Below are 25,018 nucleotides of genomic sequence, written 5' to 3'. Positions count from 1 at the left end.
TCGAGCGTTGCCCCCTGACGTTGGGTCTGATCGGTAGCGGAAGCTCCAGGAGCAGCCGATTTTCTCGAACGCTTCCGCATGTGGTGCTGACAGCACGAAAAAATTTCTGGCACAATGTCACAATGTCGGTTGGCACCATCGTCAAACGTCTAAGTAACGGTGCAAATCGCGATTTGCTGGTGCTGGAGCCTTACGATGCGCAAGCTGGCGGCGGCGGAAAGGATTCTGAATAATCGGATGGTCCGCGTGTCGGTGACCGCGGAGAAGGTCGATTTCTGCGGCGCCGACCGGGCGTTGCCGGCCCGCGGTGACGCTCGCGTCCAACGTGGATCGATCCGGCCATGATCGAGTTCTTTATCCACCGGCCGATCTTCGCCTCCGCTATCGCCATCGTCATGACGCTTGCGGGCACCATTTGCTATTTCCTGCTTCCCGTTTCGCAGTTTCCGGACATTACACCGCCGCAGATCGTCGTTTCCGCCAACTATCCGGGCGCCAGCGCCCAGGTCGTCGCCGATACCGTCACGACACCGCTCGAGCAGCAGATCAACGGCGTGCCGGGCATGCTCTACATGTCTTCGACGAGTTCCAATGACGGCTCGTCGAGGATCATCATCTCCTTCGACGTCGGTTATCCGATCGATGTCGCAGCGCTCGATGTGCAGAACCGCGTATCGCAAGCGGCATCCTCGCTGCCGGCGCTGGTCAACCAGAGCGGGGTGACGATCGCCAAGCAGATCCCGAACTTCACCGTGCTGGTCAGCCTCGACTCGCCCGACGATTCCGTCGATTTCGCCTCCGTCAGCAACTATGCCTACCTGCAGATCCTCGATCCGCTCAAGCGCCTGCCCGGCGTCGGCGATGTCCAGCTCTTCGGCGAACGGCGTTACTCGATGCGCGTCTGGCTCGATCCGGACCGGATGGCCAATCTGGGCATAACGGCGGTCGACGTAGAGAACGTCATCGAGGAGCAGAACGTCCAGGTTGCCGGCGGAAAGATCGGGCAATCCCCGGCGCCGGCCGGCACACCCTTCGAGATGCAGATCAACGCGGTCGGTCGTTTGAGCGACCCCAAGCAATTTGCCGATATCGTCCTGCGTGCCGACCCAGAGACCGGCGCGACGATCAGGCTGCGAGACGTGGCACGTGTCGAACTAGGCGCGCTGCTCTATTCGTCCTCCGTGAGCTTCAACGGCAAGCAGAGCGTCGTGTTGGCGGTGTTCCAGGCACCCGGCTCGAACGCACTCGATCTCCAGAGCCGGGTCAAGGCCAAGATGGACGAACTGTCACAGCGCTTCCCGAGCGGCGTCGCCTATCACATGTTCTACGACACCACGCGCTTCGTGTCAGCCGCAATGCATGATGTGGTGATCACTCTGGTCGAGGCGCTGGCGCTGGTAATTGCCGTCGTCTTCATCTTTCTCCAGAACGTCCGCACCACGATTATCCCGACGATCGCCATTCCGGTGTCGCTGATCGCGACGCTCATCGTCATGTACCTGCTCGGCTTCTCGCTGAACATGCTGAGCCTGCTCGGAATGGTGCTCGCCATCGGCCTTGTCGTCGACGACGCGATCGTGGTCGTCGAAAACGTCGAACGACAGCTCGAGGCCGGCCTGCCGCCGCTCGCCGCGACGCATAAGGCAATGCAGGAGGTGACGGGACCGATCATCGCGACGACCGCCGTTCTTCTTGCGGTCTTTGTGCCGGTCGCCTTCATTCCGGGCGTTGCGGGAAGCCTTTACAATCAGTTCGCCCTGACGGTCGCGATCTCGGTCGCGTTCTCGGCTTTCAATTCGCTGACACTCAGCCCGGCGCTCAGCGCCGCATTCCTGCGTCATCGCGGCGCGCCGAGATTCGTGCTCTTCCGCTGGTTCAACACCGGTTTTCACTGGCTATCGCATAGCTACGAGCGCAGCATTGCCAGGCTCGTCCGTTGGCGTTGGGCGCTCTTCGCACTCTTCCTGATCGCCATCGGCTCCACCTATGCGTTGTGGCAACGGATTCCCTCCACCTTCCTGCCCGTCGAGGACCAGGGATATTTCTTCGTGGTCATCCAGCTTCCCGACGGCGCGTCGATAGAACGAACCGAAGCCGTCGCGAGACAGTCGGAGGGCATCCTTCGCGGCACTGCGGGCGTGGATTTCGTCGGTTCGGTCGTCGGCTTCAATTTCCTGAGCTTCGCGAGCCAGTCGAATTCCGCGGTTCAGTTCGCGGTCCTGAAGCCGTGGGACGAGCGCCCTCCGGAACAAGGAGCATCGGCGCTGCGCGAAGCGGTGCAGCCGCTCCTGTTGCAGATCCCCGACGCTCTCGTGCTCGCCTTCGATCCGCCGTCGATACAGGGGCTCGGGGCGACAGGCGGCTTCGAATTCCAGGTCGAGGACTTGGGCGGGCGCGGCAGCGTGGCACTGAACGACGCCACGCAAGCGCTGATCGCCGAGGCGCGAAAGCAGCCGGAAATCAATCCGCACCAGCTCTTCACCACGTTCAGCACCTCAAGCCCGCAATTCAATTATGACCTCGACCGGGACAAGGCAAAGCAGCTGGGTCTCAGCCTGCCGGATATATTCAACACCTTGCAGATCTACTTCGGCTCGCTTTATGTCAACGACTTCAACCTATTCGGCCGAACTTTTCGCGTGACGCTTCAGGCCGATCAAAGCGCGCGCTCCAACCCCGCCGACATTTCCCGACTTTACGTGCGCAATTCGGCGGGTGACATGGTGCCGCTCAGCACGCTCGGCGCGCTGAAACCGACCGTCGGCCCCGAGACCGTCAGCCACTACAACAACTATCCCGCGGCGCTGATAAACGGCGCGGCCGCGCCGGGCTACAGTTCTAGCCAGGCGGTGGCGGCGATGGAGCGCACTGCGGCGGCCACGCTGCCGCGGGACTTCGGCTTCGAATGGACGGGCATCACCTATCAGGAGATCAGGGCAGGATCGATCGCCGCGCTCGTCTTCGCACTCGCGATTGTCTTTTGTTTCCTGATCTTGGCGGCGCAGTATGAAAGCTGGTCTATGCCCTTCATGGTGCTGCTTTCGGTGCCGCTCGCCCTTCTCGGTGCGCTGCTGGCCCTTTGGCTCAGGGCCATGCAGATCGACGTCTACTCGCAGATCGGCTTTGTGATGCTGGTTGGCCTTGCCGCGAAAAACGCTATTCTGATCGTCGAGTTCGCCAAGCGGCGCCGGCAGGAAGGCTTGGACATACTCACCGCCGCCGCCGAAGCGGCCCGCCTGCGGCTGCGGCCGATTTTGATGACGGCGTTCGCCTTCATCCTAGGCGTCATTCCGCTAATGTACGCGACGGGCGCCGGTGCCGCCAGCCGGCAGTCGATCGGCACGACGGTGTTTGGCGGCATGCTCATGGCAACCGTCCTGACACTTGTTTTTGTCCCGGTTTTCTACGCTGTCATCGAACAATGGCGGGAGGGGCTGTCGGCAAGCCCCGCCGACGGGCAGCGAGAGCCCAAAGCGGCGGAATAGGAAGGTAGATATGCGCGGTTTGAAACTAGGCCTTGCCGCAGCAGTCGCAATCGCGGCGCTGGCTGCGGCCTATTCATACACCGGCGGCAGGTTTGACCTTGAAGGCGGCGGCGCGGGCGCAGCGGTTGCAAATGCGCCCCCTGCCATGCCTGTCCCCGTCGCCGCGGTCGTCAAGAAGACGATCCCCATTTACCTCGAATATTCGGCACGGACGGAATCGATCCGCAACGTCACGCTCCGGGCCAAGGTTTCCGGCTATATACAGTCGCAGGAAGTTCCAGATGGCGCCGACGTTAAGCAGGGCGAACTCCTTTATCGGATCGACCCGCGCGACTTCGAAGCGGAACTCGATCAAGCCAAAGCCCAGGTCCAACGCGATGAGGCATCGCTCGCCTACCTTCGCAGCAATCTCACACGCGGCAACGAACTGGCGACGACAGGATATCTGGACAAGGACACCTTCGACCAGCGCGCAAGCGCGGTGCGCCAGGCGGAGGCGGCGCTCGCCATGTCGCGGGCAGCGGTCCGCACCGCCGAGATCAACCGCGACTACACTGAAATCCGCGCACCCTTCGCAGGAAGGCTCGGGCGAAACCTGGCTCCCGAGGGAACACTGGTCAGCGACACGGCCGGCACGCCACTCAACAACCTCGTGCAACTTTCGCCGATCTATGTCTCCTTCAATCCGAGCGAACCTGAGCTCGTCGATCTCCAGAAGGCACGGGCGGCCGGACCGGTTCAGGCCGAAGTGTTTCTACCGGGTGATACCGAGCCGCGTCACCGCGGCGATCTGACCTTCATCAACAATGTGGTCGAGCGCAATACCGGCACGGTCGTGGCGCGGGCGACCATCGAAAACGCGGATCTGACCTTGCTGCCCGGCCAATACGTGCGCGTCCGCCTGCGCGTCAGGGACGAACCGAACGTGCTCATGGTGCCGGAGACCGCACTCGGGTCGAGTCAACTCGGCAAATATGTCTATGTCGTCGGCAAGGGCGACGTTGTCGAGCAGCGGCTGGTCTCCCTCGGCCCCGGCACTGGCGGCCTCGTCGGCGTGTCATCCGGTGTTTCCGAAGGCGACAAGGTGATCGCCGGCAACCTGCAGAAAATCTTCCCCGGCGCGCCGGTCAAGCCGATGCCGGCGAACCAGGCGCAGAAATAGCCGAGCGGGAACGGTCGTTCGTTGCGCCGAGTGGGTACGGTTTCAGTTCTCGCATCCGATCCGGATGGTGCTCGTCAATTTGCTGCGCGAGGCACCGCAGCCATTAAACTCCCGTATAGTTACGGCACCTGCGGAAAGTATCTACACCGCCACGAGCGACGGCTAAACGGCATCCGGTCTACCGTTCACGAGATGGAGTGGGAGATACGGGATGACACGCAGGGATATTGGAGCCCTCGATGGGTCTCCGGCAAAGCATATCTTCGATGTGGCGGAATACTGCAGGCGGGCGGGTATAAGCGAAGCCGAGCAAAGGCGCCTGGTCAAAGTGCTCGGTCCGTATGCGTCAAGCCACGAACTGCAGATGAACATCGTTCGGCCTCGGATCCGCACGCGCTGAACGGCAAGAGGAAGACCGGCGGCGGCTCTGCCGCGATAGCCACCGGACGTAAGCGCGAGGACAACCGGCTACTCCGGCGTCATCGGAACTTTCACTGGCCATGAAGGTACGGTTTGATCTGTTCCGCCACGAAGTCCATGAACAGTCGTGCGCGCAACGGCGGCGTCCTGCCGAATGCATGAAGAAAATGAAGTGGCACGCGTTTGAGGGGGCGTGAGGGCAAAACGACTTCCAGCCGGCCCGCGCGGATGTCGGCTTCGACCGCGCAACGCAGGAGATAGGCCACTCCGAAGCCGTTTAATGCGGCGGCCCGAAGCGCGAAGCCACTATCCAGATCAAGACGGCCCTCAGGCTCGATGGTCTCACCATCCAGGAACTGGATGAGAAAAGGTCGCCCGCCGAGGATGTAGCGCAAATGATTTGCGCGGCCGAGCTGTTCGATGGAAACGGGACGTCCAATCTCGCTCAGATACTCCGGCGACGCTACCAGGACCATCGGCAGTTCGCCGAGCGTGCGGAGATTGAGTTCGCTGTCAATGGGCGCACCGGCACGCAATGCCAGATCGTAGCCCTCGCGGATCAATTCCACTGGACGATCCGCCCACCCCACCTCCAGCCTTATCTCCGGGTGGACGCGCAGGAAATCGGTTGTCAACGCGCCCATCAAAATTCTTCCGAGCTCGCTCGGCATCGTTACGCGCAGCGTGCCGCGAGCTGCGGAAGCCGACCGAACCACTTCCTCGGCATCCTCAAGGCCCCGGAGCAACGGCACGGTTCGCTCGTAATAGGCTGTTCCTTCGACGGTCAGCGTGAGCGATCGCGTGGAACGCCTGAAGAGCTTGGCTCCAAGGCGCTGCTCCAATCTTGCTACACTCTTTGAGACCGCGGATGGGGTGGTCCCCAGGAGCTTGGAAGCCGCGCTGAAGGAGCCGGTCTCTACGGTCAAAACAAAGGCCGATAAACCGGCGGTCTTATCACCAATAATCATTACGGACATCCCGGCACAAATGCTGTGCCAAACTAGGCACGCACGAGCCCGATTGTCGAGGATGCAATGCGCCGTGGTCTGGAGCCAAGCGAGTGCCGCATCGCCTAACCCGCGGACAATGCAGTGAAATCGCCGATCATTCAAAATCCTGGACGTTCAATTGCGCATTCTTCAGCCTCTGCTCGCTACGGCCAAAAACGCGGGCGGCCTAAACCATTCTATACCTTGAAACAGAGTGCCTCCCTCGGCAATTCGAGGCAGAATGCGGGCTATCGTTCCCGCATTCGAGGAGACAGCAACATGTCTGCCGCACGCAAAATCGAAGACGCGCCAGTCGAAGAACAAGCCGTGATTGTGATTGACGACGATGCTGAAATACGTCTCTCCATGACCGACCTCTTTGAATCTGTGGGCATCAAATCATGTTCTTTCCGCGATGCTCTGGATTTCATCGAGAATGGATCCTTGAATACATCCGGCTGCATTGTTCTGGATGTTCGCATGCCGGGGATGAGTGGCATCGAGTTTCAATCCCGGCTGGAGGATCTGGGATGCCAAACTCCAGTTGTCTTCGTGACCGGCCATGGCGATGTGCCCATGAGTGTGAGCGCAATGAAAGCCGGTGCGGTAGACTTTCTGCTAAAGCCCTTCACCAATGAAGAACTGCTCGGTGCAGTAGCGAGGGCCTTCGAGACGGACCGGTCCAAACGACAGGATGCCGTCGTCAGGAACGCTATCAAGCAGAAAGCGTCGACACTGACGCCCCGGGAAAAGGAAGTGATGCAGCACGTCACCGACGGCCTTATGAACAAGCAAATAGCCTATGAGCTTGGGATCAGCGAGATCATGGTCAAGATTCACAGAGCCAGCGTGATGCGAAAGATGGAAGCCCGCTCGCTAGCCGACCTGGTGAAAAAATCGGAGCTCATCTGATCCTGGCGTGGTGAACAACCGTCAGAGAACAATTGCTCGGCATCCCGTTTTCTAAAGACGCCCGTTCGACGCGACACGCGGCCTGTTGTGGCACCCCCCTCTGCCCTGCCGGCATCCCCCAACCAGGGGGGAGATTGGCAGAAGACACCGCCGTGTCCACCACCAGCTCCGAAGCGAGGTTCGCGATTCTCGAAAAGAGGGAGTGAAGAGTCCGCCTCTTGCGGATCTCCCCCCTTGTGGGGGAGATGCCCGGCAGGGCAGAGGGGGGTGTCGCCGCCGGGAGATAGAAGAGATAAAATCCCCGTAATCGTTGCTCCAGCCGCCGCAAATCTCGTGTCCGCGAGTGGCTCAAACTGGATCCTAAACCAAGGTTTAGGATCCGCGGGAGGGGCGTTCAAACTACTATTCGTGGCGTTCCATCTCCCACGTGCCGGCGTGGCCGGCATCCATTGGCGAACAAGCAAGGTAAGATTTCAATGACACAGCGCCTGAACTACGCACAGCAGTCCCCCGAGCTCTTCAAGAAGTTGATGGAGCTCAGCGCCGCAGTGAACGACAGCGTCATCGACCAGAAGACGCGAGACCTGGTGCAGATCCGTGCCTCCCAATTGAACGGCTGCGCCTTTTGCCTCGACATGCACGTCAAGGAAGCAAAGATCCATGGCGAAAGCGAATTGCGGGTCCACCATGTTGCGATCTGGCGTGAGTCCAACCTGTTTGCACCTCGCGAGCGGGCAGCGCTGGCCTGGACGGAAGTACTGACGAACCTGCCGGTCGGCGGTGTTCCCGATGACATTTACGAGCGTGTCCGCGGTCAGCTCTCCGAGAAAGAGATTTCCGACCTCACATTCGCAGTCATGACCATCAATGCCTGGAACCGCGCAAGCATCGGGTTCAAGGCCGTGCCGGGATCAGCCGACAAGGCCTTTGGCCTCGACAAGGCCGGCTTGAACTAGATCATTGCTCTCGACCGCTCGACTCCAAACGCGACTTGATCTGCAACCGGAGGTATATTTCTGTGAAAATCGTAATTATTGGCGGGACCGGCCTGATCGGTTCAAAGACTGCCGACCGCTTGCGCAAGCGCGGCCACGAAGTCATCGCTGCGGCACCAAATACGGGCGTCAACACGATTACCGGCGAAGGGCTCGCCGACGCTCTTAAGAATGCCGAGGTGGTCCTTGATCTCGCAAACTCCCCATCGTTCGAGGACAAGGCCGTACTTGAGTTCTTCGAGACTTCGGGCAGGAACCTGCTCGCTGCAGAGAAAGTGGCTGGTGTGCAGCACCACATCGCTCTGTCGGTGGTCGGCACCGAACGCCTGCAGGAAAGCGGCTACTTCCGCGCCAAACTGGCGCAGGAAAAGCTGATCCGGGCATCCGGCATTCCTTACACGATTGTGCACTCCACACAGTTCATGGAGTTCGTCAACGGCATCGCCCAATCCGGCACCGTCGGTGACACGGTGCACCTGTCGCCTGCTTTCATACAGCCGATCGCATCGGACGACGTCGCGGACGCCATGACCGAAGTGGCACTGGGCAAGCCGCAGAATGGAATCGTCGAAATCGCCGGCCCAGATCGTATGAAGCTCAGTGGATTGGTGGAGCGTTATCTGAAGAAGATGAACGATCCGAGAAAGGTCGTGGCAGATCCGGAAGCACGCTATTTCGGAGCCCGCCTCGAGGACAACTCTCTCGTTTCGGACAAAAGCCCGCGCCTTGGCCGCATTACGTTCGAACAGTGGTTTGCCATGGCGGCCCAGCCGAAGTAAAGCGGAGCACGTGACGAGAGCATTGGTGACGTGCCGGGCGACCGGCACCTCCTCACCGCAGAATGGGCCACTAATACCTGGAAACAGCAAGAGGCTGGCCGCGACAACTAAGATTCGCGGCCAGCCGTTTTCGTTCCCGTGTTGCCGCACGAACGGCGCCTCCGGGGGGGTCGGAGGGGACCGCTACACCCCCTCGCCAATTCAGCCGTCGCCCTCAGACCAAATCAGCGCAACCTCAGACGACCGAGAGCCCTCCATCTACCGACAGAATTTGACCAGTCGTCCATGCCGTGTCCGGGTTCGCAAACATTGCTATCCATTGCGCCACGTCTTGCGGTGCGCCGCGCCGCTTCAAGGGGATGAGATTGCGCTCATACTCCTTGACGTCCTCCGCTTCTTTGGCAGTCAGTCCCATCATCCCCGTCAGCGCGCCGGTTTCCGTCGGTCCGGCGGCAACTGCATTTACGCGAATTCCATGGGGTGCAAGCTCAAGCGCCCAGCAACGCGTGAGATGCTCGAGCGCTGCCTTGCTCGCGGCGTAATGCGAGAAGCCCGGAGCAGCCTTGTGACCATAGGTGCTGGAGATGTTGATGATCGTTCCGCCCCGGCCGCTCAGGTGCGGAAGGGCTGCGGCGGCCAACAGACTTGGGCCCACTACGTTGACAGCGAAGATGTCCTTTATGCGCTCCTCCGTGGCGTCCCCAAGCGGCATGATGCCACCTGCTCCGGCGTTGTTGATCAGAATATCCACCCTCCCCCAAAGACCGATTGCTTCCTCAACCGTCCGCTGGACATCTGCCGCCTTTGCTACATCGGCAACAATTCCTTTGATATTTTCCGATTGGGCGCAGACTTCATCAATTCCCGGCTGACGCCGTGCCGTTATCAGAACACGAGCTCCAAGCTTTGCTAAAGTAATAGCCACTTCGCGGCCGATGCCGGAACTGCCACCCGTAACGATTGCGACTAGATCGCGCATCACTAAACCTCTTAATTTCACTGGATTTTGGTCGTCATTGGCGACAACTGATCTTTGCCAAACGAACGACGTACTCTTCATTCCTGCTGACAGGAGCCGGACTGATCTATCACAAGCGGAGGTTTTTATTAGCTATCCACATGGCACGTCGCCTTTGCCGCTTTGTCTTGAATGATATCGCGATCGCACACAGACCCGGTACCCAAACCTATGTACAGCTTCAGCCGGCGAGCCTGGGCGGTCATGTTCGCAAGCGCTCAACGACCTCGAGCACGAAAACCATCCAACACGCATCGACGCCATTTTTGCGGATGCAGGAGAAAGCAATGGATTCCAATAGCACCCAGGCCACTCGCCGTGGCGTAATGACCGCCGGGCTCGGCCTCGCCACCGCAGCGGCTCTTCCCGTGACGTCGGCCACAACAGCCTCGGCCGCCCCCGCGTCTCCGGCGGTGGGCCGCGCATTGCGCGCAAACAGAGTCACAACCGCCGACGGCGTAGAGATCTTCTACAAGGATTGGGGCCCGAGGAGCGGGCAGCCTATCATGTTTCATCACGGTTGGCCGCTCAGCTCCGACGATTGGGACACACAGCTGCTTTTCTTCATGGAGAAGGGCTATCGCGTCGTCGCTCACGATCGACGTGGGCATGGGCGATCAAGCGATGTAAACGACGGCCACGATATGGACCATTATGCCAGCGATGCCGCGGCCGTGGTCGAGCACCTGGATCTTCGCAATGCGATCCACGTCGGTCACTCGACGGGGGGTGGCGAAGCCGCCCGCTATGCCGCCCGCCATGGCAATGGGCGCGTGGCCAAGCTGGTCCTCATTGGCGCAGTCCCCCCGCTGATGGTCAAGACGCCCGAAAACCCCGGCGGACTGCCCATTGAAGTGTTCGATGGTTTCAGGAGGGCACTGTTGGAGAACCGCAGCCAGCTTTACCGGGATTTCGCAAGCGGACCGTTCTACGGATACAATCGGCCCGGCGCGATCCCGTCAAACTCTGTGATCGAGAACTGGTGGCGGCAGGCAATGACGGGCAGCACCAAGGCCCAGTACGATGGCATCAAGGCATTCTCGGAGACTGACTTCACCGATGACCTCAAGACCATCGATGTGCCGGTACTCGTCATGCACGGAGATGACGACCAGGTCGTTCCGGTCGCCGACTCCGCCCTCTTGTCCGCCAAGCTTCTCAGCAACAACGTGCTCAAGGTGTACAAGGGGCTTCCCCACGGGATGGCGACGACCCATGCCGACGTGATCAACCGCGACATCCTCGAGTTTATCACCGCTTAAATACGATGCGCCGTGCAATACAGCCCCCAGCATCGCTGGGGGCTTCCGAAATGCCTGTAAACGGAACGTGCATTTTGCCTCGACATCTGCCACATGGTCGAGATCGAGCCATCAATCACCGGCCCCCTCCCCCTCACGGCCCGCTATGCCGCCTGCAGCAATGCCTGGAGGTCGCGTCTTCGTCGCAGAAGATCGGCGATGGTGTACTTCTCAAACACTGAGACAAAGGCTCTCGTTGCTTCCGACAGTATCGGTGGGAGACTGCAGGCCGGAGCTATCACACAGCCGGAACACTCAATAAGGTCCGTCAAACCCTCCGTATGCCTCAGCAGGTCCCCCAGGTTTATTTCGCCGGCGGGCCTGGCAAGCTGAATCCCACCATTTCGTCCGCGCGTCGACTTGATGAAGCCGACGTTCGCGAGATCCTGCACGACCTTCATCAGGTGGTTCTGCGAGATGTCGAACGCATCCGCAATCTCACGTATGGAGCACACGGCGGGTTCCCGCGCGCCCAGGTAAGTCAGCGTCCGGATCGCGTAGTCCGTATATCGCGTGAGCCTCATTTCCCCACCTGCGTCAAAACGCCTGCCCGATAAAGATGCATTTCAATAGCATCTTTTTGTGCGGCGCAATAGATGTATCTCAGAAGCATGTTATGGAGGCTTGCGGTGGAAAGAGAAAAACTCGACGAGCGCGAAATTCCGAAAATTCTGGCGCGGTTTTACGAGCGCGTGAGAGCCGACGCCGAGCTTGGACCAGTCTTTGCCGTCGTCGCGGATTGGGACGAGCACTTGGTCCGCCTGTCGGAGTTCTGGTCGTCGGTGATGCTGACGACAGGCCGGTACAAAGGAAATCCTGTCTCCATGCACATGATCCACGCCGAACGGATCCGTCCGGAAATGTTCGATCGCTGGCTGGCTCTGTGGCGCCTGACGACATCCGAGATGCTGCCGCAGCATTTGGCGATTGAGATGCAAGCCAAAGCCACACGTATAGCATCGCGGCTGTCGCGCGCCATTCGTCCTGAGGCGTCACAAGCATACTCGGGGCAGCCGGCCAAGACGGCAGGGCCGACCACGCCGTACAGGATCACCTCGGCGTTCGACGAGGCTTCTTTGCCTCAAGCCCTGCTTCGGTCGCATGCGCTCAAATCCGGAACCTGGGGTGTAATTCGCGTCCACGACGGCGCAGTGAGGTATCGCGCCGATGGCGCGACACAGGCGATCCTTCTTGATCGCTATAGACCGGGGATCGTTCCCCCCGAAGTTCCGCATCGCTTGGAGCTTGCGGGGCCGGTCAATCTGCAGATCGAGTTCTACGATCGCAATCCAGGCATTGAAATCAGCTAAGAGAAAGAAAGGACCCCTTATGCCACGTCCGCTGTCATCGCAGACAATCGAGCTCGTGAAACAGAGCGCACCCGCGCTTGCCGCGCATGGCGCTGAAATCACCAAGCGCATGTACACGCTGCTCTTTCAGGAGGAACACATCCGGGCACTCTTCAATCACGCCAATCAGGGTGAGAAGGGATCGCAAGTGCACGCGCTTGCGGCGGCGATCCTCGCATACGCCGAGAATATCGAAAACCTCGCGGTTCTCGGTCCTGCCATCGAACGCATCGCGCACAAGCACATCGGCTATCACATTCTGCCCGAGCACTATCCGTTCGTGGCCAGGGCACTGCTTTCGGCGATCGGAGACGTTCTCGGAGACGCCGCCTCTCCCGCCCTGCTTGAGGCCTGGGGCGAGGCATATTGGTTCCTTGCCGACGTGCTGAAGGAGCGCGAAGCCGAGATCCGCGCCGATCTTGATAGAAGGGCGGGCGGCTGGAATGGATGGCGAACATTCGCGATCGCCGAGAGGCGGAAGGAGAGTGACGTCGTCACGTCGTTCATACTTCGGCCGACGGACGGCCAGCCGGTCGTCAGGCACAGGCCGGGTCAGTACCTGACCTTCCGCTTCCGCCTCGCCGACGGATCCGACGTGAAGCGCAACTACTCGATTTCCAGCGGTCCCAATGACGAGTACTACCGGATTTCGGTGAAGCGTGAGGAGCACGGTCAGGGCGGCTCGAAATTTCTGCACGACCACGCGGAGATCGGCACCGTGCTCGAGGTTACTCCCCCCGCGGGGGACTTCTTCCTTCCGGATGAACCGAGCCGGCCGGTCGTGCTCCTCTCAGGCGGAGTCGGGCTCACACCGATGGTGAGTATGCTGGAAGCGATCGCCTCGGACTACCCGGAATTGGAGGCCCACTACGTCCACGGTGCGCTGAACAGCTCGACGCACGCGATGGATCGCCATGTGCGATCGCTCGCCAAAACGCACGGCGGCGTCACGGTCCGGACATTCTACAGCGAGCCGGGCTCGGCAGATGCGGCGGGCTACTCGCACGATCATGATGGCTTCATCACGGCAAACTGGCTGAGGGAGAATACGCCCTTCGCGTCGGCGGACTTTTACCTCTGCGGCCCCAAGCCCTTCCTGCGCGCCTTGGTCGGTGATCTGACCCGCGCGGGCGTTCCGAGCGAACGCGTTCACTTCGAGATCTTTGGGCCTGCGGACGAAAAGATTGCCGCCTGACAGCTCCGCCGGGGCCTCACGGCCCCGGCGGTTCCGTCGTGCTGTGAAGGTTCAAATCCATGCCCATAAAGACTCCTGGACCGCATACCCCAAAAAGGGGCGCCGCCGATGGGTCGCGAAGGGCGGCTTCCGCCCAAAGGCGGACCTGACGCATCGGCGTAGTGCATCGGGCGAGCAGCGCGACTAAGCCGGGACGTATATCAGCCGAACCGTGTCCTCGCCAACGCGATCGCTGGAAACAAGGCGGAGCGGCGGCCGTGGGGCGGCAAAGTATGGCGTACCGCGACCAAGCACGACGGGGTGGAAGTAGAGTCGATACTCATCAATAAGACCAAGATCGGTCAGGCTTCGTGCCAGATTTGGTCCAGAAACTGCAATCTCTCCAACGAGCCGAGCCTTTAGCGCACGGACCGCCGCCTCGACGTCATCCTCGACAAGTGTGGCGTTGGGGCCGACCGACTTCAAGGAGCGCGACACGACCCACTTCGGTTGGCGCCGCCACGCCGCCGCGAACTCGTGTTCCTCCTCACTCCACTCAGGACGGTCTTCATCCCAATAACGCATGATCTCGTACATGCGGCGACCGTACACACTGCCGGTCAGGTCGCGCACGTGCTCTATCCAGTGACGAAAGAGGGCGGGGCCAGGCGCAAATTCCTGGTGGTCGACGTAACCGTCTAGGGACAGGTTCATTCCGAAGACAAGCTTCGCCATGCTCCCAAATCTCCACCCCTGCAGCGCCGCGCGTCTCATCAGGCGCGCAAAGGACGCTAGCACCTTGAATTGCTGCCAATTTCCGTCCTTGAATCGAGTAGGATTTCAGGAAACATGCAGTAGGTCTTCACGATTAGTATGACCCGCGTGATGCAGAAAGTGAAGTTGGCCCGCATATTGCGGGCCGCGTCGTCGGTGCGACGAATAACCGGAAGCCCGTTGCCACCCGGAAATAGACATTCACGGGATGGTGGCGAGTGTCGCTCTCGGGATTCCATACCAACGTCTAGTTACGCACGCATGCATTTCTACGTACTCTAGCAACGTGGCATGCACCGGTTGACCACAAGGATGGGTCCCCCTCCCCGTCCTAGGGCGGCAAGTCCTTCCCCCTCCCCCGCCGCGGTGCAGCCGGCTTGGCCGCCCCTCACCTTCGAAGGGGCGGCCATTTTTCATGTCATTCGCAGACAAACGGCGTAGCTACGGGCGCCGTGCAGTCATCTGTTTGGAGGTCTGCGCCCCCTGCTCTGATGCCGGAAGTGAGCGGCTAGTCCGTGCCCTCACCGCAGTCGTCGCCGCCGACTGCCGACTCAAGCATCGCAACCAGTTGATCTGAGTCGATGGGCTTTGATAGAACACCACGAGCGCCCCCTTGCCGGGCAGCCGTGGTTAACCGCTGATCACGAAACGCCGTCATGAATATGAACGGCGTTTGTACACCCTTGCTGTTTAATATTTCCAACAACTGCAAGCCGTCGATACCTGGCATTTTGACATCGGAGACAATGCAGTGAATTGGGCATTGGCGGTGAAACGCGAGGAATTCCGACGCCGACGAAAAAGCAATGGCTTCGTAGCCCAGCGACTCTAGCATATCCTTCATCGACTCGCGGAGCGCGTCATCGTCATCAATAACAGCGATGGTGCATGAATGACTCAAGAACCTAACTCTACTTCGGAAACTACTTGGTTCGAAGGCTAATCCCTCGAACTGCGACTTGTGCTGGCCAAAACTGAATTTTGCCCAGGCCGGAACCTGCAACAGGTCTCCGGCACTTCAAGATGCGATACTACGTTCAACTCTGCCCTCGGGAAGTCCCAATCCTGACATTTAACACCCCGCACGCTTCGAGTGCTGGCGTTGGTTGTCCGCTATAGTTCAGCGCATGGTACGATCGCCTCCCATAGCGAGGAAGACGCGGTCAACGTACTCCAAACTCCAACCGCGTAAATCGCCGGGGCATCCTCCTTCTGTCTCATTGCAAAACTACCACATCGAGACTCGTATTCAGACTAAACGAAAGTTTAGGTTGTCTAATACTGGCCGCACACTCCAGGCGGCCGTCCACCAGGCGGGGAGGTGTTGATGAATCTGATCCGCGACGGTATCGAGGTGATGGACGCAGTTGTCGACGGCGCGTGCGCTCCAGATACGCTCCCGGACGCGACTCGCGCGGAGGTTCCCGACGCCGGAATCAGTTTCAAGGGCGCCGAGCGCGCCTTCGAGCCGTATTTCGCGACGAGGCAGCAAGAGATAGGCATGGGGCTCTCGATATGCCGTTCGACCATCGACTCTCATGGGGGGCGCCTCTGGATGGCCGACGACGAGGCGGGCGAGGCAGCATGAGCCGGCGCGAGGAAATGGTCTTCGTGGTGGACGACGACGCCAGGGTGCGCGAGGCGCTCGGTGAACTGCTGGAGTCGCTGGGATGGCGGGCCGTGACGTTCGCCGTCGCTGCGGATTACGTCGTCTATGCGAGGCCCGATGACCCGGCCTGCCTGATCCTCGACGTCGGGCTGCCCGGCATCAACGGCCTCGAGTTTCAGAAGCAGCTGTCCGGGGACATTCATCCCCCAATCGTCTTCCTTACGGGGCATGACATTTCAGCGTCGGAGCTTGCGATTGGGGGCGGCGTTGTCGGCATTCTGAGGAAACCGGTCGGTGAGGACGAACTGGTCGCGGTGGTTCGGGCGGCGATCGACCGGGACCGCGTTCAACGAGCGGCACGGGTGGAACTGACCGAGTTCGAACGCCGCTTGGCGGCACTTACGCCACAGGAGCGCGAGGTGCTGCCGCTTGTGGTGAGCGGTCTTCCGAACAAACAGGCGGCCACCGAGCTCGACATCGATGAGATCACGGTTGAAATGCACCGCAGCAAAATCATGCAGAAGATGCAGGCAAGCTCACTTGCAGATCTGGTGCGAATTGCGGAAAAATTGCAAGTTCCAGTCATTCGTTCCAGACGTTGAGGAAATTCTTGCGTATGTCCAACTCAAAGGGCGTGGTGGCGGTCGTCGATGATGACCGGCGCGTGCTCGATTCGCTTGCGGATCTTCTTGAGTCCGCGGGGCACACCGTACGGGCATTCTCGTCGGCCCATACCCTCTTGAACAGCGATGCGGTGCCGGAGATTGATTGTCTGATCACCGACGTCGGCATGCCCGGCATGGACGGCTTCGAACTGAGGCGCGTGATGAGCGAGATGCGCCCGGGATTGCCGGTGATCCTGATCACCGGCCGCCACGAGATCCCTGAGCCGCAGGAGGCAAAGCACAACCGGTTCTTCCGCAAGCCTTTTGACGGGCAAGCGCTGCTCGCAGCGATCGGCGAGGCCCTGGCTGGAAAAGAGAACCTACCGTGAGCGCGAGCTGCCAGAGCGGAATGCGCCACCGATCTCGGCCCGGGGCAATCGAGCCGAGAGGTTAGCTCTCATGCCAACGATTTCTTTGCATTAAACTCGCCATGCGGTGTACAAATGAACCGTCTCACAACAGCAAAAACTACGTCACCGGATGGTTCCCTGCGTCGGTTGACATCGGCGTGTTTCAACAGAACCGGGCTCCTCGTTGCGCGAGTGGGAGCGAGTGCTCTCACAGGTGTCCGCGCGACACTTGAATTTTCCAGGTATGGCTCGGGCCTTGGGGGGTAAGGCGTGGGTGCGATTTCTCCATCCCGGATATCGAGGACGAGCGCCATACGAAGCGCTGAAGTCCGGGACCTTGTTTTGTCCGGTGGGAGCAACCAATGATGAGCGTCTGGTTGCAGCGGCCTCGATTTTTGCATCTGGCACTCTTTGTGGCGGCCTATGTCTTGGGCTGCGCATTCGCAAATGTGCTCGGGATCGTACCCGGAACAAGCATTTCAATATGGCCGCCGGGCGGGCTTTTCATGGCTACGCTTATGCTCGCCTCCGCACCGAGCTGGCCGTGGTGGGTGCTGGCGGGCTGCGTCGGTGAACTGATCGGTCAGTTCTTGTGGTTCCATAGCCCGCTGCCTGCGTCCATCCTGATGTATGTGGGCAACGCTCTTGAAGCGATGGCCGGCGCTTGGCTCGTGACCCGGGTCTGCGGGCGCCCGGTTCGCCTGGAGAGCTTGAAGGAAGTTCTCGCATTCGTCGTATTGGGTGCTGGAATTGCGCCAGCCATAAGCGCGACAGTCGGAAGTGCGACACTTGCGTGGTTCGGCATATTGTCGCAGACCTTCACGGCGGCTTGGCCACTATGGTGGATAGGAGACGCCACCGGGGTCTTGATCGTGGCGCCGTTGGCGCTGGACGTATTCCAGAACTGGCATGGAAATTCCCGGCTCTCGGCCGCGCGATGGATCGAGGCCAGTGTCCTCGGGCTGATCTTTCTCGGTGTCGCCGCCCTTTCCTTGAGTGGTTATCTCCCCTTCGCCTATATCATCATGCCGCCTCTTCTTTGGGCGGCAGTGCGCTTTGAGCTCAGAGGCGCCGCCGTCACCTTGATCGTCCTCGCTCTGATCACTGCGGTGTTCACAATTTCCGGCGTCAGCCAATTTGCCGGCGATCCCGAGTCCCAGAGGCAGAGGCAGATCATGCTGCAGCTGTTCCTGGCCATTTCGGCACTATCGGCGCTCATCGTCGCCGCCATATCCCGGCAACACCAACTTGCGGTGCTCAGATTGCGGCAAAGCGAGCGCTCGCTGCGAGACCTCGTCGAGACCCTGCCTGCGCTTATCTGGTGTGCGGCGCCGGACGGTAGGCCCATATATTTCAGCCAGCAATTGCGTGGCTTCGTCGGTTTCGACGTCGAGGACAAGGATGTCGCCGACAGCTCACGCCTCGCCAACGTGCTGGACGCAATCATTTATCCGGACGATCTGGCCGCGGTAAAAAAGCTGTTCGCGCACTCTTTGACCACCGGCGAACCCTATGCGCAGAAGCATCGCCTACGTCGCTTCGACGGCGAGTACCGATGGGTTGAAATGCGAGCCGCCGCGATGCGCAATGGCGACGGCGCGATCGTACAATGGAATGGCGTCTGCCTCGATATTGAAGATCAGGTCCGTGCTCGGGATGACTTGCGGCTTGCCCAGGAGAACCTCGCCCGCGCCAGTCAGGCGGCGAGCCTTGCCGAACTCTCCGCGTCCATCGCGCACGAGGTCAACCAACCGCTGGCGGCCATCGTAGCAAACTCACACGCCTGCCAGCGCTGGCTCACCGCCGACCCGCCAAACATGGAGCGGGCGCAAAAGAGGATTGAGCGTATCATCCAGGATGCCAACTCGGCAGCGGACGTCGTCAGCCACATCCGTGCCTTGTTCAAGCACTCCAGAGAGACGAGGACCAGCACGACATTCGCCAGCGTCATTGCCGAAGCGCGCGATCTCATGGCCGAGGAGGCGGCGCGGCGGCGCGTTCGTATGGATGTTGATGTCGAAAGCAACCTTCCATTCGTCATGCTGGATCGCGTCCAGATCCAGCAGGTGCTGATCAACCTCATCCGCAACGGCATGGATGCGATGGATTCTTCCGCGGACGACAGGGTTTTCGGAATACGCGTGCGCCGGATCGGGGATCTCGTCCAGACCGAAATCAGTGACCGCGGCCCCGGCGTCGCGTTTCCCGACAGGATATTCGAGCCGTTCTTCACGACAAAAGAGCACGGGATGGGCATGGGGCTCGCAATTTGCCGCTCGATCGTCGAGTCCCACGGCGGTCAGTTACGGGTGGAGAATAACGAACCGCACGGAGCGAGATTTATCTTCACGCTGCCGGTCGACGCGCCGGCGGAAGCGACCGCCGTCCTTGCGGCAGGCCATCAAGGTCACGCCCTTCAATCTCCCGATCGCCAGGGGCATTAGCGCCGTGCCTGCACAGGCAATCATCAGCTCGAATTTTTCCTTGCTTCTTGGCGAGTTCGCTTCGATCGATGCAGCATGCGGTAATTCCTAGCGTTACAGGTTTGCTCGAAGAAGAGCTCGGTAGCGGCTTGAAGAAGGGCTCCCCATAGACTTTCCAACCGCATTGTTTCGCTGCAACCCCAGATTTTAAACTGTTGAATCCCGGCGCAATACTTGCCAACCTTTGTATAGTCGACGGCTACCTCTTCAGCCATTACGCTTCTTGCCAACATAGGCAAAACAACGCCCGTGATCTCAACGGACGATGCAGCCTCTTGACTGGTAACAGCCATTACCGTAAATGTGATGGTAACGCACATTACCGGAGGTCGTCGTGGCGCAACTCAACAAGAAAAAGGTCGTCGGCTTGGCGCTGTGCCTCGGGGCGGTGGTCGTCGTGGCGGCCGGCTGGGCCTGGGCCCGTTCCAGCGGCGCAACGTCGACCGATAACGCTTATGTCCGCGGGGATGTCACCTCGCTCGCCCCAAAGATCGCGGGCTATGTCACGGCGGTAGAGGTCAAGGACAATCAGGCGGTCCGCACGGGTGACGTTCTGTTCCGCATCGACGATCGCGACTATCGCGCGCGCCTTGCGCAGACAGAAGCCAACGTCGCAGCCGCCGAGGCGCACCTCACCAATGTCGATGCGGAGACTGAGCTCCAGCATGCCATGATCAGGCAGGCCGAGGCTCAGCGGCGTTCCGCCGTTGCGGAGCTGGACCTGGCGACCAAGGCCTATGACCGCCGCCGCGAACTCATCCGCAGCAACACCATCAGTCAGGCCCATGTCGATGAAAGCGACGCGGCGCGAACGAGAGCCGAGGCGAGCGTGTCGGCTGCCGCCGCAACGCTGGAGGCGCAGCAGCAGCGCATCGCCGTCCTTGCCGCCCAGCGCGAGGCGGCCGTCGCTGCGGTGGCCCAGGCACGGGCCGCGCGCGATCTCGCTGAGATCGATTTCGAGAGCACCGTGGTCCGCGCACCCGTCGGCGGCGTCATCGGCAACCGTCAGGTCCGCATCGGCCGGTTTGTTACGCCCGGCGTCCCACTACTCGATATCGTTCCGGTCAACGATGTGTGGATCGTGGCCAATTTCAAGGAGACCCAGGTCGAACATATCCAGGCCGGTCAGCGCGTCCGCATCACCATCGACGGCTATCCGAGCGGAGCGCTTGAAGGCGTGGTCGACAGCTTTGCACCCGGCAGCGGGTCAGCCTTCAGCTTGCTCCCGGCCGACAATGCAACAGGCAACTTCGTTCGCGTCGTCCAGCGTGTTCCCGTGAAGATCCGGTTTGCCAGCAATCCGATGCCCGGCCGCCTCGTGCCCGGCCTGTCCGCGCGCGTCGCGGTCGACACGGGAAGCGCGCCATGACCTCGGCCATCGCAGTTGCACCGGCCCGCGGAAGATCTGAGGCAGGAGCCCTTCTGATCGCGGGCATCGTGCTGGCCACGCTGACCGAGGCGATCGCGAGCACGGTCCTGTCGCTCGGACGCGGCGACATCATCGGTGACACATATGCCACTCCCGACGAGTTCGCATGGCTGGATGTCGGCTATACCGCTCTGAAGCTCATCGGTTTCATGGCAGTCCCCTGGTTGGTGAGCCGCATCAATCCGTTGAGCCTGATTATCGCCTCGACGCTCGCCATGGGTATGGCGTGCGGCGTTGCCGCCTTTACGACGCAGCTGGACCTGCTGATTGCACTGCGCATGATTCAAGGCTTCTCCGGCGCCACCCTGCTCGTCGGCGGCCAGGCGATCATTTTTCTCGCCTATCCGCAATCCCGGCAGCCCATCCTTCAGGCGCTGTTTGCGATGGGGTCCGTTGTCGCGCCGGCGACGATCGCCCCCGCTCTTCAGGGGTGGTTGCTCGATAGCCAATCCTGGACATGGATCTTCTTCAGCGTCGTTCCGGTCGCGCTGGCGGCTGCCGGGCTCCTGATGGTCGCGGATAGCCCGACGCCTGTCAGGACCGCACACCGCCGCCCGTTTGACTGGATCGGTTTCTCGCTGATTTCCATCACGCTGTTCTGTTTCACCTATGTCCTCAGCCAAGGCAGCCGATGGGACTGGTTCGAGGAACCGCGCATCCTGTGGCTGGCCGTGATCGGCGCGGCCGCTCTGCTGGCATTCCTCGGCCAACAGGTGTTGGCAAGGGGCCAAGGCCTGCTCGACTTAACCGTGTTCAAATCGGACGATTTTCTCTTCGCCTTCATCGTCAGTTTCGTCGCCGGCGCCGCACTGTTCGGGAGCGCGTACTTGATTCCGTCGTTTGCCGTGTCCGTCCTCGCCTTCACGCCCACCGATGCCGGGCAGTTGCTGTTGCCGAGCGGTGCACTTTTCGTCGGCGCACTCCTCTTTGCCGCCTTTCTCATGCAGGTCCGCCACGTTCCTCCGTTCGCCACCGTGCCTTTTGGCATCCTGATGATCATGGTTTCGATGTGGATGCTCTCCGGATCGACCAGCGAAAGCGGCGCGGATGACATGATGGCGGCGATCCTGCTGCGCGGGTTCGGTCTCGGCTTCCTGTTTCTCTCGATCACCCTGATCGCCTTCAGCAAGCTCGACAGCCGAAATCTCGCCTTCGGAATCGGCCTCTTCAATACGGGTCGTCAGCTTGGTGGCCTCATCGGGGTCGCCGCACTCCAGACCCTGATCGACCACAACGTCGCCGGCAATGTCGCGGTGCTCGGCGCCAGTGTCACGTCGGGGCGCTCCGCGGTCATCGAACGCCTGGCGACCACGACAGCCATGCTGAGCGCGAAAGGAATGGACGCGGCAGCCGCAGGCCGGGCAGCGACGGGCCTTCTCGGCCGGGCCGTGACAGGTCAGTCCACCGTGATCGCCTTCGACACGGCCTTCAACGCAGTCGCCCTGCTCTTTGTATTCGCCGCGCCCGTGCTGGTGGCGATCAAGATCGGCATCGCCCGGTACGAGAAAGCGCGCGCTGGGCGGCTGCCAGAAGCGCAGGATCGTAGCCAGGACCCAGCGTCAGAGGTTGAACCCGACGACTGCTCAGTCGCAACGTTCCCTCTCACGGGACTATCAAAACGAGCCGAAAATGGTCCCCAAAACGATGACCGCGATCAGCGCGAGGATCGCTCCGATAATTCCGACGACGACAATGTCGCGGTAGCTCTCTCCGTGGGTTGAGCCGCAAACGGCAAGCAGGGTAACGACTGCGCCGTTGTGGGGCAGGCTATCCAGCGTACCGGCGCCGATGACCGCGACACGGTGCAACAGCGCCGGGTCGAGACCTGTTTCCTGGGCGCGCATCAGGTAGGTGCTTCCAAGCGCGTCGAGGGCGATCGTGAGGCCGCCGGAGGCGGAGCCCGTGAGCGCCGCCAGGGTGTTCGTGGCCACCGCGATCGAAACGAGCGGTCCTCCACCGATACCGAGCACCCAGTCGCGTACGATCGCAAAGGCGGGCATCGCCGCGACAACCGCTCCAAAGCCGACCAGACTTGCGACCGCGACCGCCGGAAGGACGGACGCATTGGCACCTGCGTCCATCGTCGCGCGCAGTGTCGGCAATCGGCGGAAGTTCAACGCGACGACGGTCGCAACCGCGGCGGCCAGCGCCGTCACGACAGCCCATACACCGCTGACGGCGGAGCGGGAGGTCCCGCCCCAGCGCTCGTCCGCAAGAAACCTGAGATCAAGCGCCGGCAGGATCAACAGCGTCATGCCGAGATTGACAAGAACGACCACGGCGAGCGGCAGTATCGCGACCAGGATTGACGGCGCAGCTTCGGCGTGTTGGCCATGTGCGATCTCGGCCGGGTCGAATTCCCTGCCGACCGTGGCGCGTTCGCGCAGCCGGTCGTCGGAAGCGAGACGTTCTGGTGTGGCGGGTGCGCCCTCCCCGAACCCTTCGCCGGACCTGCGTGCGACCGCCGCTGCGCGACGAAGCCACCACATGCCGAAGCAAAGCATGATAACGGAAGCGACGATGCCGAGACCTGGCGCCGCAAAAGGTGTCGTACCGAAAAAGGGCATCGGGATGGCATTCTGTATCGATGGCGTTCCCGGAAATGCTGACATGGTGAAAGTCGACGTTCCAAGCACGATCGCCGCAGGCATCAGCCGCCGCGGAATGCCGGTCGACCGGAACAGCTCCTGCGCCATCGGCCCGAGGACGAAGAAGGCGACAAAGAGGCTGACACCGCCATAGGTGATCAGCGCACCGGCGACGACGACAGCGAGGATGGCGTGGTCCTTTCCCAGCCGCCGCATCATGAAATCGGCGATGGCGGTAATGGAACCGCTGTCCTCCATCAGCTTGCCGAAGAGTGCGCCAAGAAGGAACAGCGGAAAGAATTGAGCGAAGAAACCTGCCGCGCTGTTCATGAACGTCAGCGTCCAGTGCGCCAGCGCCGGTTCGCGGGCAAAGAGCGCGGTAACGAAGGCGCCAACCGGCGCCAGCAGCAGCACGCTCCAGCCCCGGAAGGCGAATGAGATCAAGAGCCCGAGCCCGATCAGAATGCCGAGAAGCCCCACGGGTCAGATCCCTTCCAGCAAGATATCGAGATCGAGCGACGAACGGTGGCCGAGATCGTCGCCATGGGCGTCCAGGAAGGCCTCGGCGGAGCTTCGACCCTCGTTGTGCAGCATGGTCAGAAACTCCCATTCCGCATTGAGCTTCGAGGAGTAGCCGAGGTCGGTCATGGTGTCGCTTGCGACCCGGTGGATCCGCATCGACGCCCAGCGTGCGCCCTCGTCATCCTTCACCTGCGCCACCTTCCGAAGCAGGGCGATCATCTTCAGTTCCTTTAAAAGGACTGCGTTGAAGGAGACTTCGTTGATGCGATTGAGGATCTCGCGCGCAGACCGGGGTGTGCCCGGCCTTTCAACCGGGTTGATCTGCACGAGGATGGTGTCCTGCGATGTGCATTCGCGAACCAGCGGCGTGATCGTCGGGTTGCCGGCGTAGCCGCCGTCCCAATAAGCTTCACCATCGATCTCGACAGCTTGAAAGAGCGCCGGTAGGCATGCGGAAGCAAGCAGCACGTCCGGCGTCAGCTCGCCGTTGCGGAACACGCGCCCGCGGCCGGTGCGGACATTCGTTGCCGTCACAAACAGCTTGGTCTGACTGGTCGACAGCCGCTCGAAATCGACGGTTTCCGCAAGTATGGCGCGGAGCGGGTTGGCGCCGGTAGGGTTGAGATTGTAAGGCGAGAACACCCGCGCCATCATGTCCATCGCCACGAAAACCGGCGAGTGGTCGAGCGTCCAGCGGCCGAGCAGGACATCGAGGGGGCCGCGTTGGAATGGACTGAAGCGCGCCGCCTCCGATACCCTGCGCCAGAATGCCCCCAGGGCCTCGCGAGCGCCTTCGGCACCGTTGAGGGCATAGCCGTGCGCCATGACGGCCGCGTTCATCGCTCCGGCTGAGGTGCCGGAAATCCCCTCGATCACCAGCCATGGCTCTTCCAGAAGGCGATCGAGCACGCCCCAGGTAAAGGCACCGTGGGCGCCGCCGCCCTGAAGGGCAAGGTCGACGCGGAGTGGGGCCCGTTGCGTTACCTTCGCATTTGCCGGCATCAGCCTTGCCTG

Annotated in this window: 23 protein-coding genes and 1 pseudogene; 17 read left to right on the top strand and 7 right to left on the bottom strand. The window is 61.0% G+C overall.

All coding sequences use genetic code 11. The features are described 5' to 3' along the window. Positions 1–195: 195 nt before the first annotated feature. The 4 genes from GHK62_RS07335 (at position 196) to GHK62_RS34130 (ending at position 5,047) form a co-directional block, all read left to right on the top strand. On the top strand, positions 196–345 hold the full coding sequence (locus tag GHK62_RS07335; RefSeq protein WP_153437671.1) for a hypothetical protein: 150 nt from the start codon (positions 196–198) through the stop codon (positions 343–345). Then, entirely contained in the window at positions 342–3,485 is a 3,144-nt protein-coding gene (locus tag GHK62_RS07330; RefSeq protein ID WP_153437669.1) for an efflux RND transporter permease subunit, read from the top strand. Before GHK62_RS07335 ends, GHK62_RS07330 begins: the two co-directional genes overlap by 4 nt. A 10-nt stretch (positions 3,486–3,495) precedes the next feature. Further along, positions 3,496–4,647 (top strand): efflux RND transporter periplasmic adaptor subunit, encoded by a 1,152-nt coding sequence (locus GHK62_RS07325; protein WP_153437667.1) that lies wholly within the window; start codon positions 3,496–3,498, stop codon positions 4,645–4,647. A 211-nt stretch (positions 4,648–4,858) separates the two neighbouring features. After that, positions 4,859–5,047, top strand: coding sequence for a hypothetical protein (locus tag GHK62_RS34130; protein WP_167528174.1), 189 nt, complete (start codon positions 4,859–4,861; stop codon positions 5,045–5,047). A 91-nt stretch (positions 5,048–5,138) separates the two neighbouring features. Here the strand turns inward: GHK62_RS34130 and GHK62_RS07320 are convergent, their stop codons facing one another. Next, positions 5,139–6,035: a LysR family transcriptional regulator gene (locus tag GHK62_RS07320; protein WP_184108913.1), complete on the bottom strand. Its 897-nt coding sequence runs from the start codon at positions 6,033–6,035 to the stop codon at positions 5,139–5,141. Between the two features lie 300 nt (positions 6,036–6,335). On the opposite strand from GHK62_RS07320, the gene GHK62_RS07315 reads away from it, so the two are divergent. The 3 genes from GHK62_RS07315 (at position 6,336) to GHK62_RS07300 (ending at position 8,742) form a co-directional block, all read left to right on the top strand. Beyond that, entirely contained in the window at positions 6,336–6,968 is a 633-nt protein-coding gene (locus GHK62_RS07315) for a response regulator transcription factor (protein WP_153437665.1), read from the top strand. Positions 6,969–7,444: 476 nt separating this feature from the next. Continuing rightward, positions 7,445–7,924 (top strand): carboxymuconolactone decarboxylase family protein, encoded by a 480-nt coding sequence (locus GHK62_RS07305; RefSeq protein WP_153437661.1) that lies wholly within the window; start codon positions 7,445–7,447, stop codon positions 7,922–7,924. Positions 7,925–7,986: 62 nt separating this feature from the next. Continuing rightward, on the top strand, positions 7,987–8,742 hold the full coding sequence (locus GHK62_RS07300; RefSeq protein WP_184108902.1) for an SDR family oxidoreductase: 756 nt from the start codon (positions 7,987–7,989) through the stop codon (positions 8,740–8,742). A gap of 235 nt (positions 8,743–8,977) precedes the next feature. Here GHK62_RS07300 and GHK62_RS07295 read toward each other — a convergent pair whose 3' ends face one another. Further along, positions 8,978–9,802, bottom strand: coding sequence for an SDR family NAD(P)-dependent oxidoreductase (locus GHK62_RS07295; protein ID WP_234886807.1), 825 nt, complete (start codon positions 9,800–9,802; stop codon positions 8,978–8,980). Between the two features lie 245 nt (positions 9,803–10,047). Between GHK62_RS07295 and GHK62_RS07290 the strand changes: the two genes are divergently transcribed. Beyond that, positions 10,048–11,022 (top strand): alpha/beta fold hydrolase, encoded by a 975-nt coding sequence (locus tag GHK62_RS07290; protein ID WP_153437657.1) that lies wholly within the window; start codon positions 10,048–10,050, stop codon positions 11,020–11,022. A 143-nt stretch (positions 11,023–11,165) separates the two neighbouring features. Here GHK62_RS07290 and GHK62_RS07285 read toward each other — a convergent pair whose 3' ends face one another. Further along, entirely contained in the window at positions 11,166–11,585 is a 420-nt protein-coding gene (locus GHK62_RS07285) for an RrF2 family transcriptional regulator (protein WP_153437654.1), read from the bottom strand. 105 nt (positions 11,586–11,690) lie between these two features. On the opposite strand from GHK62_RS07285, the gene GHK62_RS07280 reads away from it, so the two are divergent. Both GHK62_RS07280 and hmpA read left to right on the top strand, forming a co-directional pair. Further along, positions 11,691–12,371 carry a TehB-like domain-containing protein gene (locus GHK62_RS07280; protein WP_283065082.1) on the top strand — a complete coding sequence of 227 codons (681 nt, stop codon included), beginning with the start codon at positions 11,691–11,693 and terminating at the stop codon, positions 12,369–12,371. A gap of 19 nt (positions 12,372–12,390) precedes the next feature. Beyond that, a complete protein-coding gene (gene hmpA / locus GHK62_RS07275; protein WP_153437652.1) occupies positions 12,391–13,605 on the top strand; it encodes an NO-inducible flavohemoprotein in 1,215 nt (404 codons plus the stop codon). A gap of 183 nt (positions 13,606–13,788) precedes the next feature. Here hmpA and GHK62_RS07270 read toward each other — a convergent pair whose 3' ends face one another. Next, positions 13,789–14,319 carry a dihydrofolate reductase family protein gene (locus GHK62_RS07270; RefSeq protein WP_153437651.1) on the bottom strand — a complete coding sequence of 177 codons (531 nt, stop codon included), beginning with the start codon at positions 14,317–14,319 and terminating at the stop codon, positions 13,789–13,791. Positions 14,320–14,866: 547 nt separating this feature from the next. Next, a complete protein-coding gene (locus tag GHK62_RS07265) occupies positions 14,867–15,361 on the bottom strand; it encodes a response regulator transcription factor (protein ID WP_234886806.1) in 495 nt (164 codons plus the stop codon). Positions 15,362–15,685: 324 nt separating this feature from the next. Here GHK62_RS07265 and GHK62_RS07260 point away from each other — a divergent pair, with 324 nt between their 5' ends. From GHK62_RS07260 to GHK62_RS07235, 7 genes and pseudogenes are all read left to right on the top strand, one after another. Continuing rightward, positions 15,686–15,946: an ATP-binding protein gene (locus GHK62_RS07260; RefSeq protein WP_153437649.1), complete on the top strand. Its 261-nt coding sequence runs from the start codon at positions 15,686–15,688 to the stop codon at positions 15,944–15,946. Continuing rightward, positions 15,943–16,569, top strand: coding sequence for a response regulator transcription factor (locus GHK62_RS07255; RefSeq protein ID WP_153437647.1), 627 nt, complete (start codon positions 15,943–15,945; stop codon positions 16,567–16,569). The genes GHK62_RS07260 and GHK62_RS07255 overlap by 4 nt, the downstream gene beginning before the upstream one ends. A 14-nt stretch (positions 16,570–16,583) precedes the next feature. After that, positions 16,584–16,961, top strand: coding sequence for a response regulator transcription factor (locus GHK62_RS07250; RefSeq protein ID WP_153437645.1), 378 nt, complete (start codon positions 16,584–16,586; stop codon positions 16,959–16,961). A 383-nt stretch (positions 16,962–17,344) separates the two neighbouring features. Continuing rightward, positions 17,345–18,877 (top strand): annotated as a pseudogene (locus GHK62_RS07245) (MASE1 domain-containing protein); the annotation flags it as partial. A gap of 75 nt (positions 18,878–18,952) precedes the next feature. Beyond that, positions 18,953–19,426, top strand: a complete 474-nt coding sequence (locus GHK62_RS35175; RefSeq protein ID WP_420377792.1) for a sensor histidine kinase — start codon at positions 18,953–18,955, stop codon at positions 19,424–19,426. 373 nt (positions 19,427–19,799) lie between these two features. Then, entirely contained in the window at positions 19,800–20,834 is a 1,035-nt protein-coding gene (locus tag GHK62_RS07240; protein ID WP_184108904.1) for an HlyD family secretion protein, read from the top strand. Then, positions 20,831–22,615: an MFS transporter gene (locus GHK62_RS07235; protein WP_153437641.1), complete on the top strand. Its 1,785-nt coding sequence runs from the start codon at positions 20,831–20,833 to the stop codon at positions 22,613–22,615. The genes GHK62_RS07240 and GHK62_RS07235 overlap by 4 nt, the downstream gene beginning before the upstream one ends. Here GHK62_RS07235 and GHK62_RS07230 read toward each other — a convergent pair. Together GHK62_RS07230 and GHK62_RS07225 are read right to left on the bottom strand one after the other, a co-directional pair. Beyond that, positions 22,508–23,962 carry a GntP family permease gene (locus GHK62_RS07230; RefSeq protein ID WP_184108905.1) on the bottom strand — a complete coding sequence of 485 codons (1,455 nt, stop codon included), beginning with the start codon at positions 23,960–23,962 and terminating at the stop codon, positions 22,508–22,510. The two genes, GHK62_RS07235 and GHK62_RS07230, sit on opposite strands and share 108 nt — an antisense overlap. Before the next feature lie 3 nt (positions 23,963–23,965). Continuing rightward, positions 23,966–25,006, bottom strand: coding sequence for a patatin-like phospholipase family protein (locus GHK62_RS07225; protein ID WP_153437639.1), 1,041 nt, complete (start codon positions 25,004–25,006; stop codon positions 23,966–23,968). Positions 25,007–25,018: the final 12 nt, after the last annotated feature.

Origin of the sequence: Sinorhizobium terangae, assembly GCF_009601505.1 — a bacterium.
GTDB classification, from domain to species: Bacteria; Pseudomonadota; Alphaproteobacteria; order Rhizobiales; family Rhizobiaceae; genus Sinorhizobium; species Sinorhizobium terangae.
This window is presented reverse-complemented; position numbering and strand designations above follow the sequence as displayed.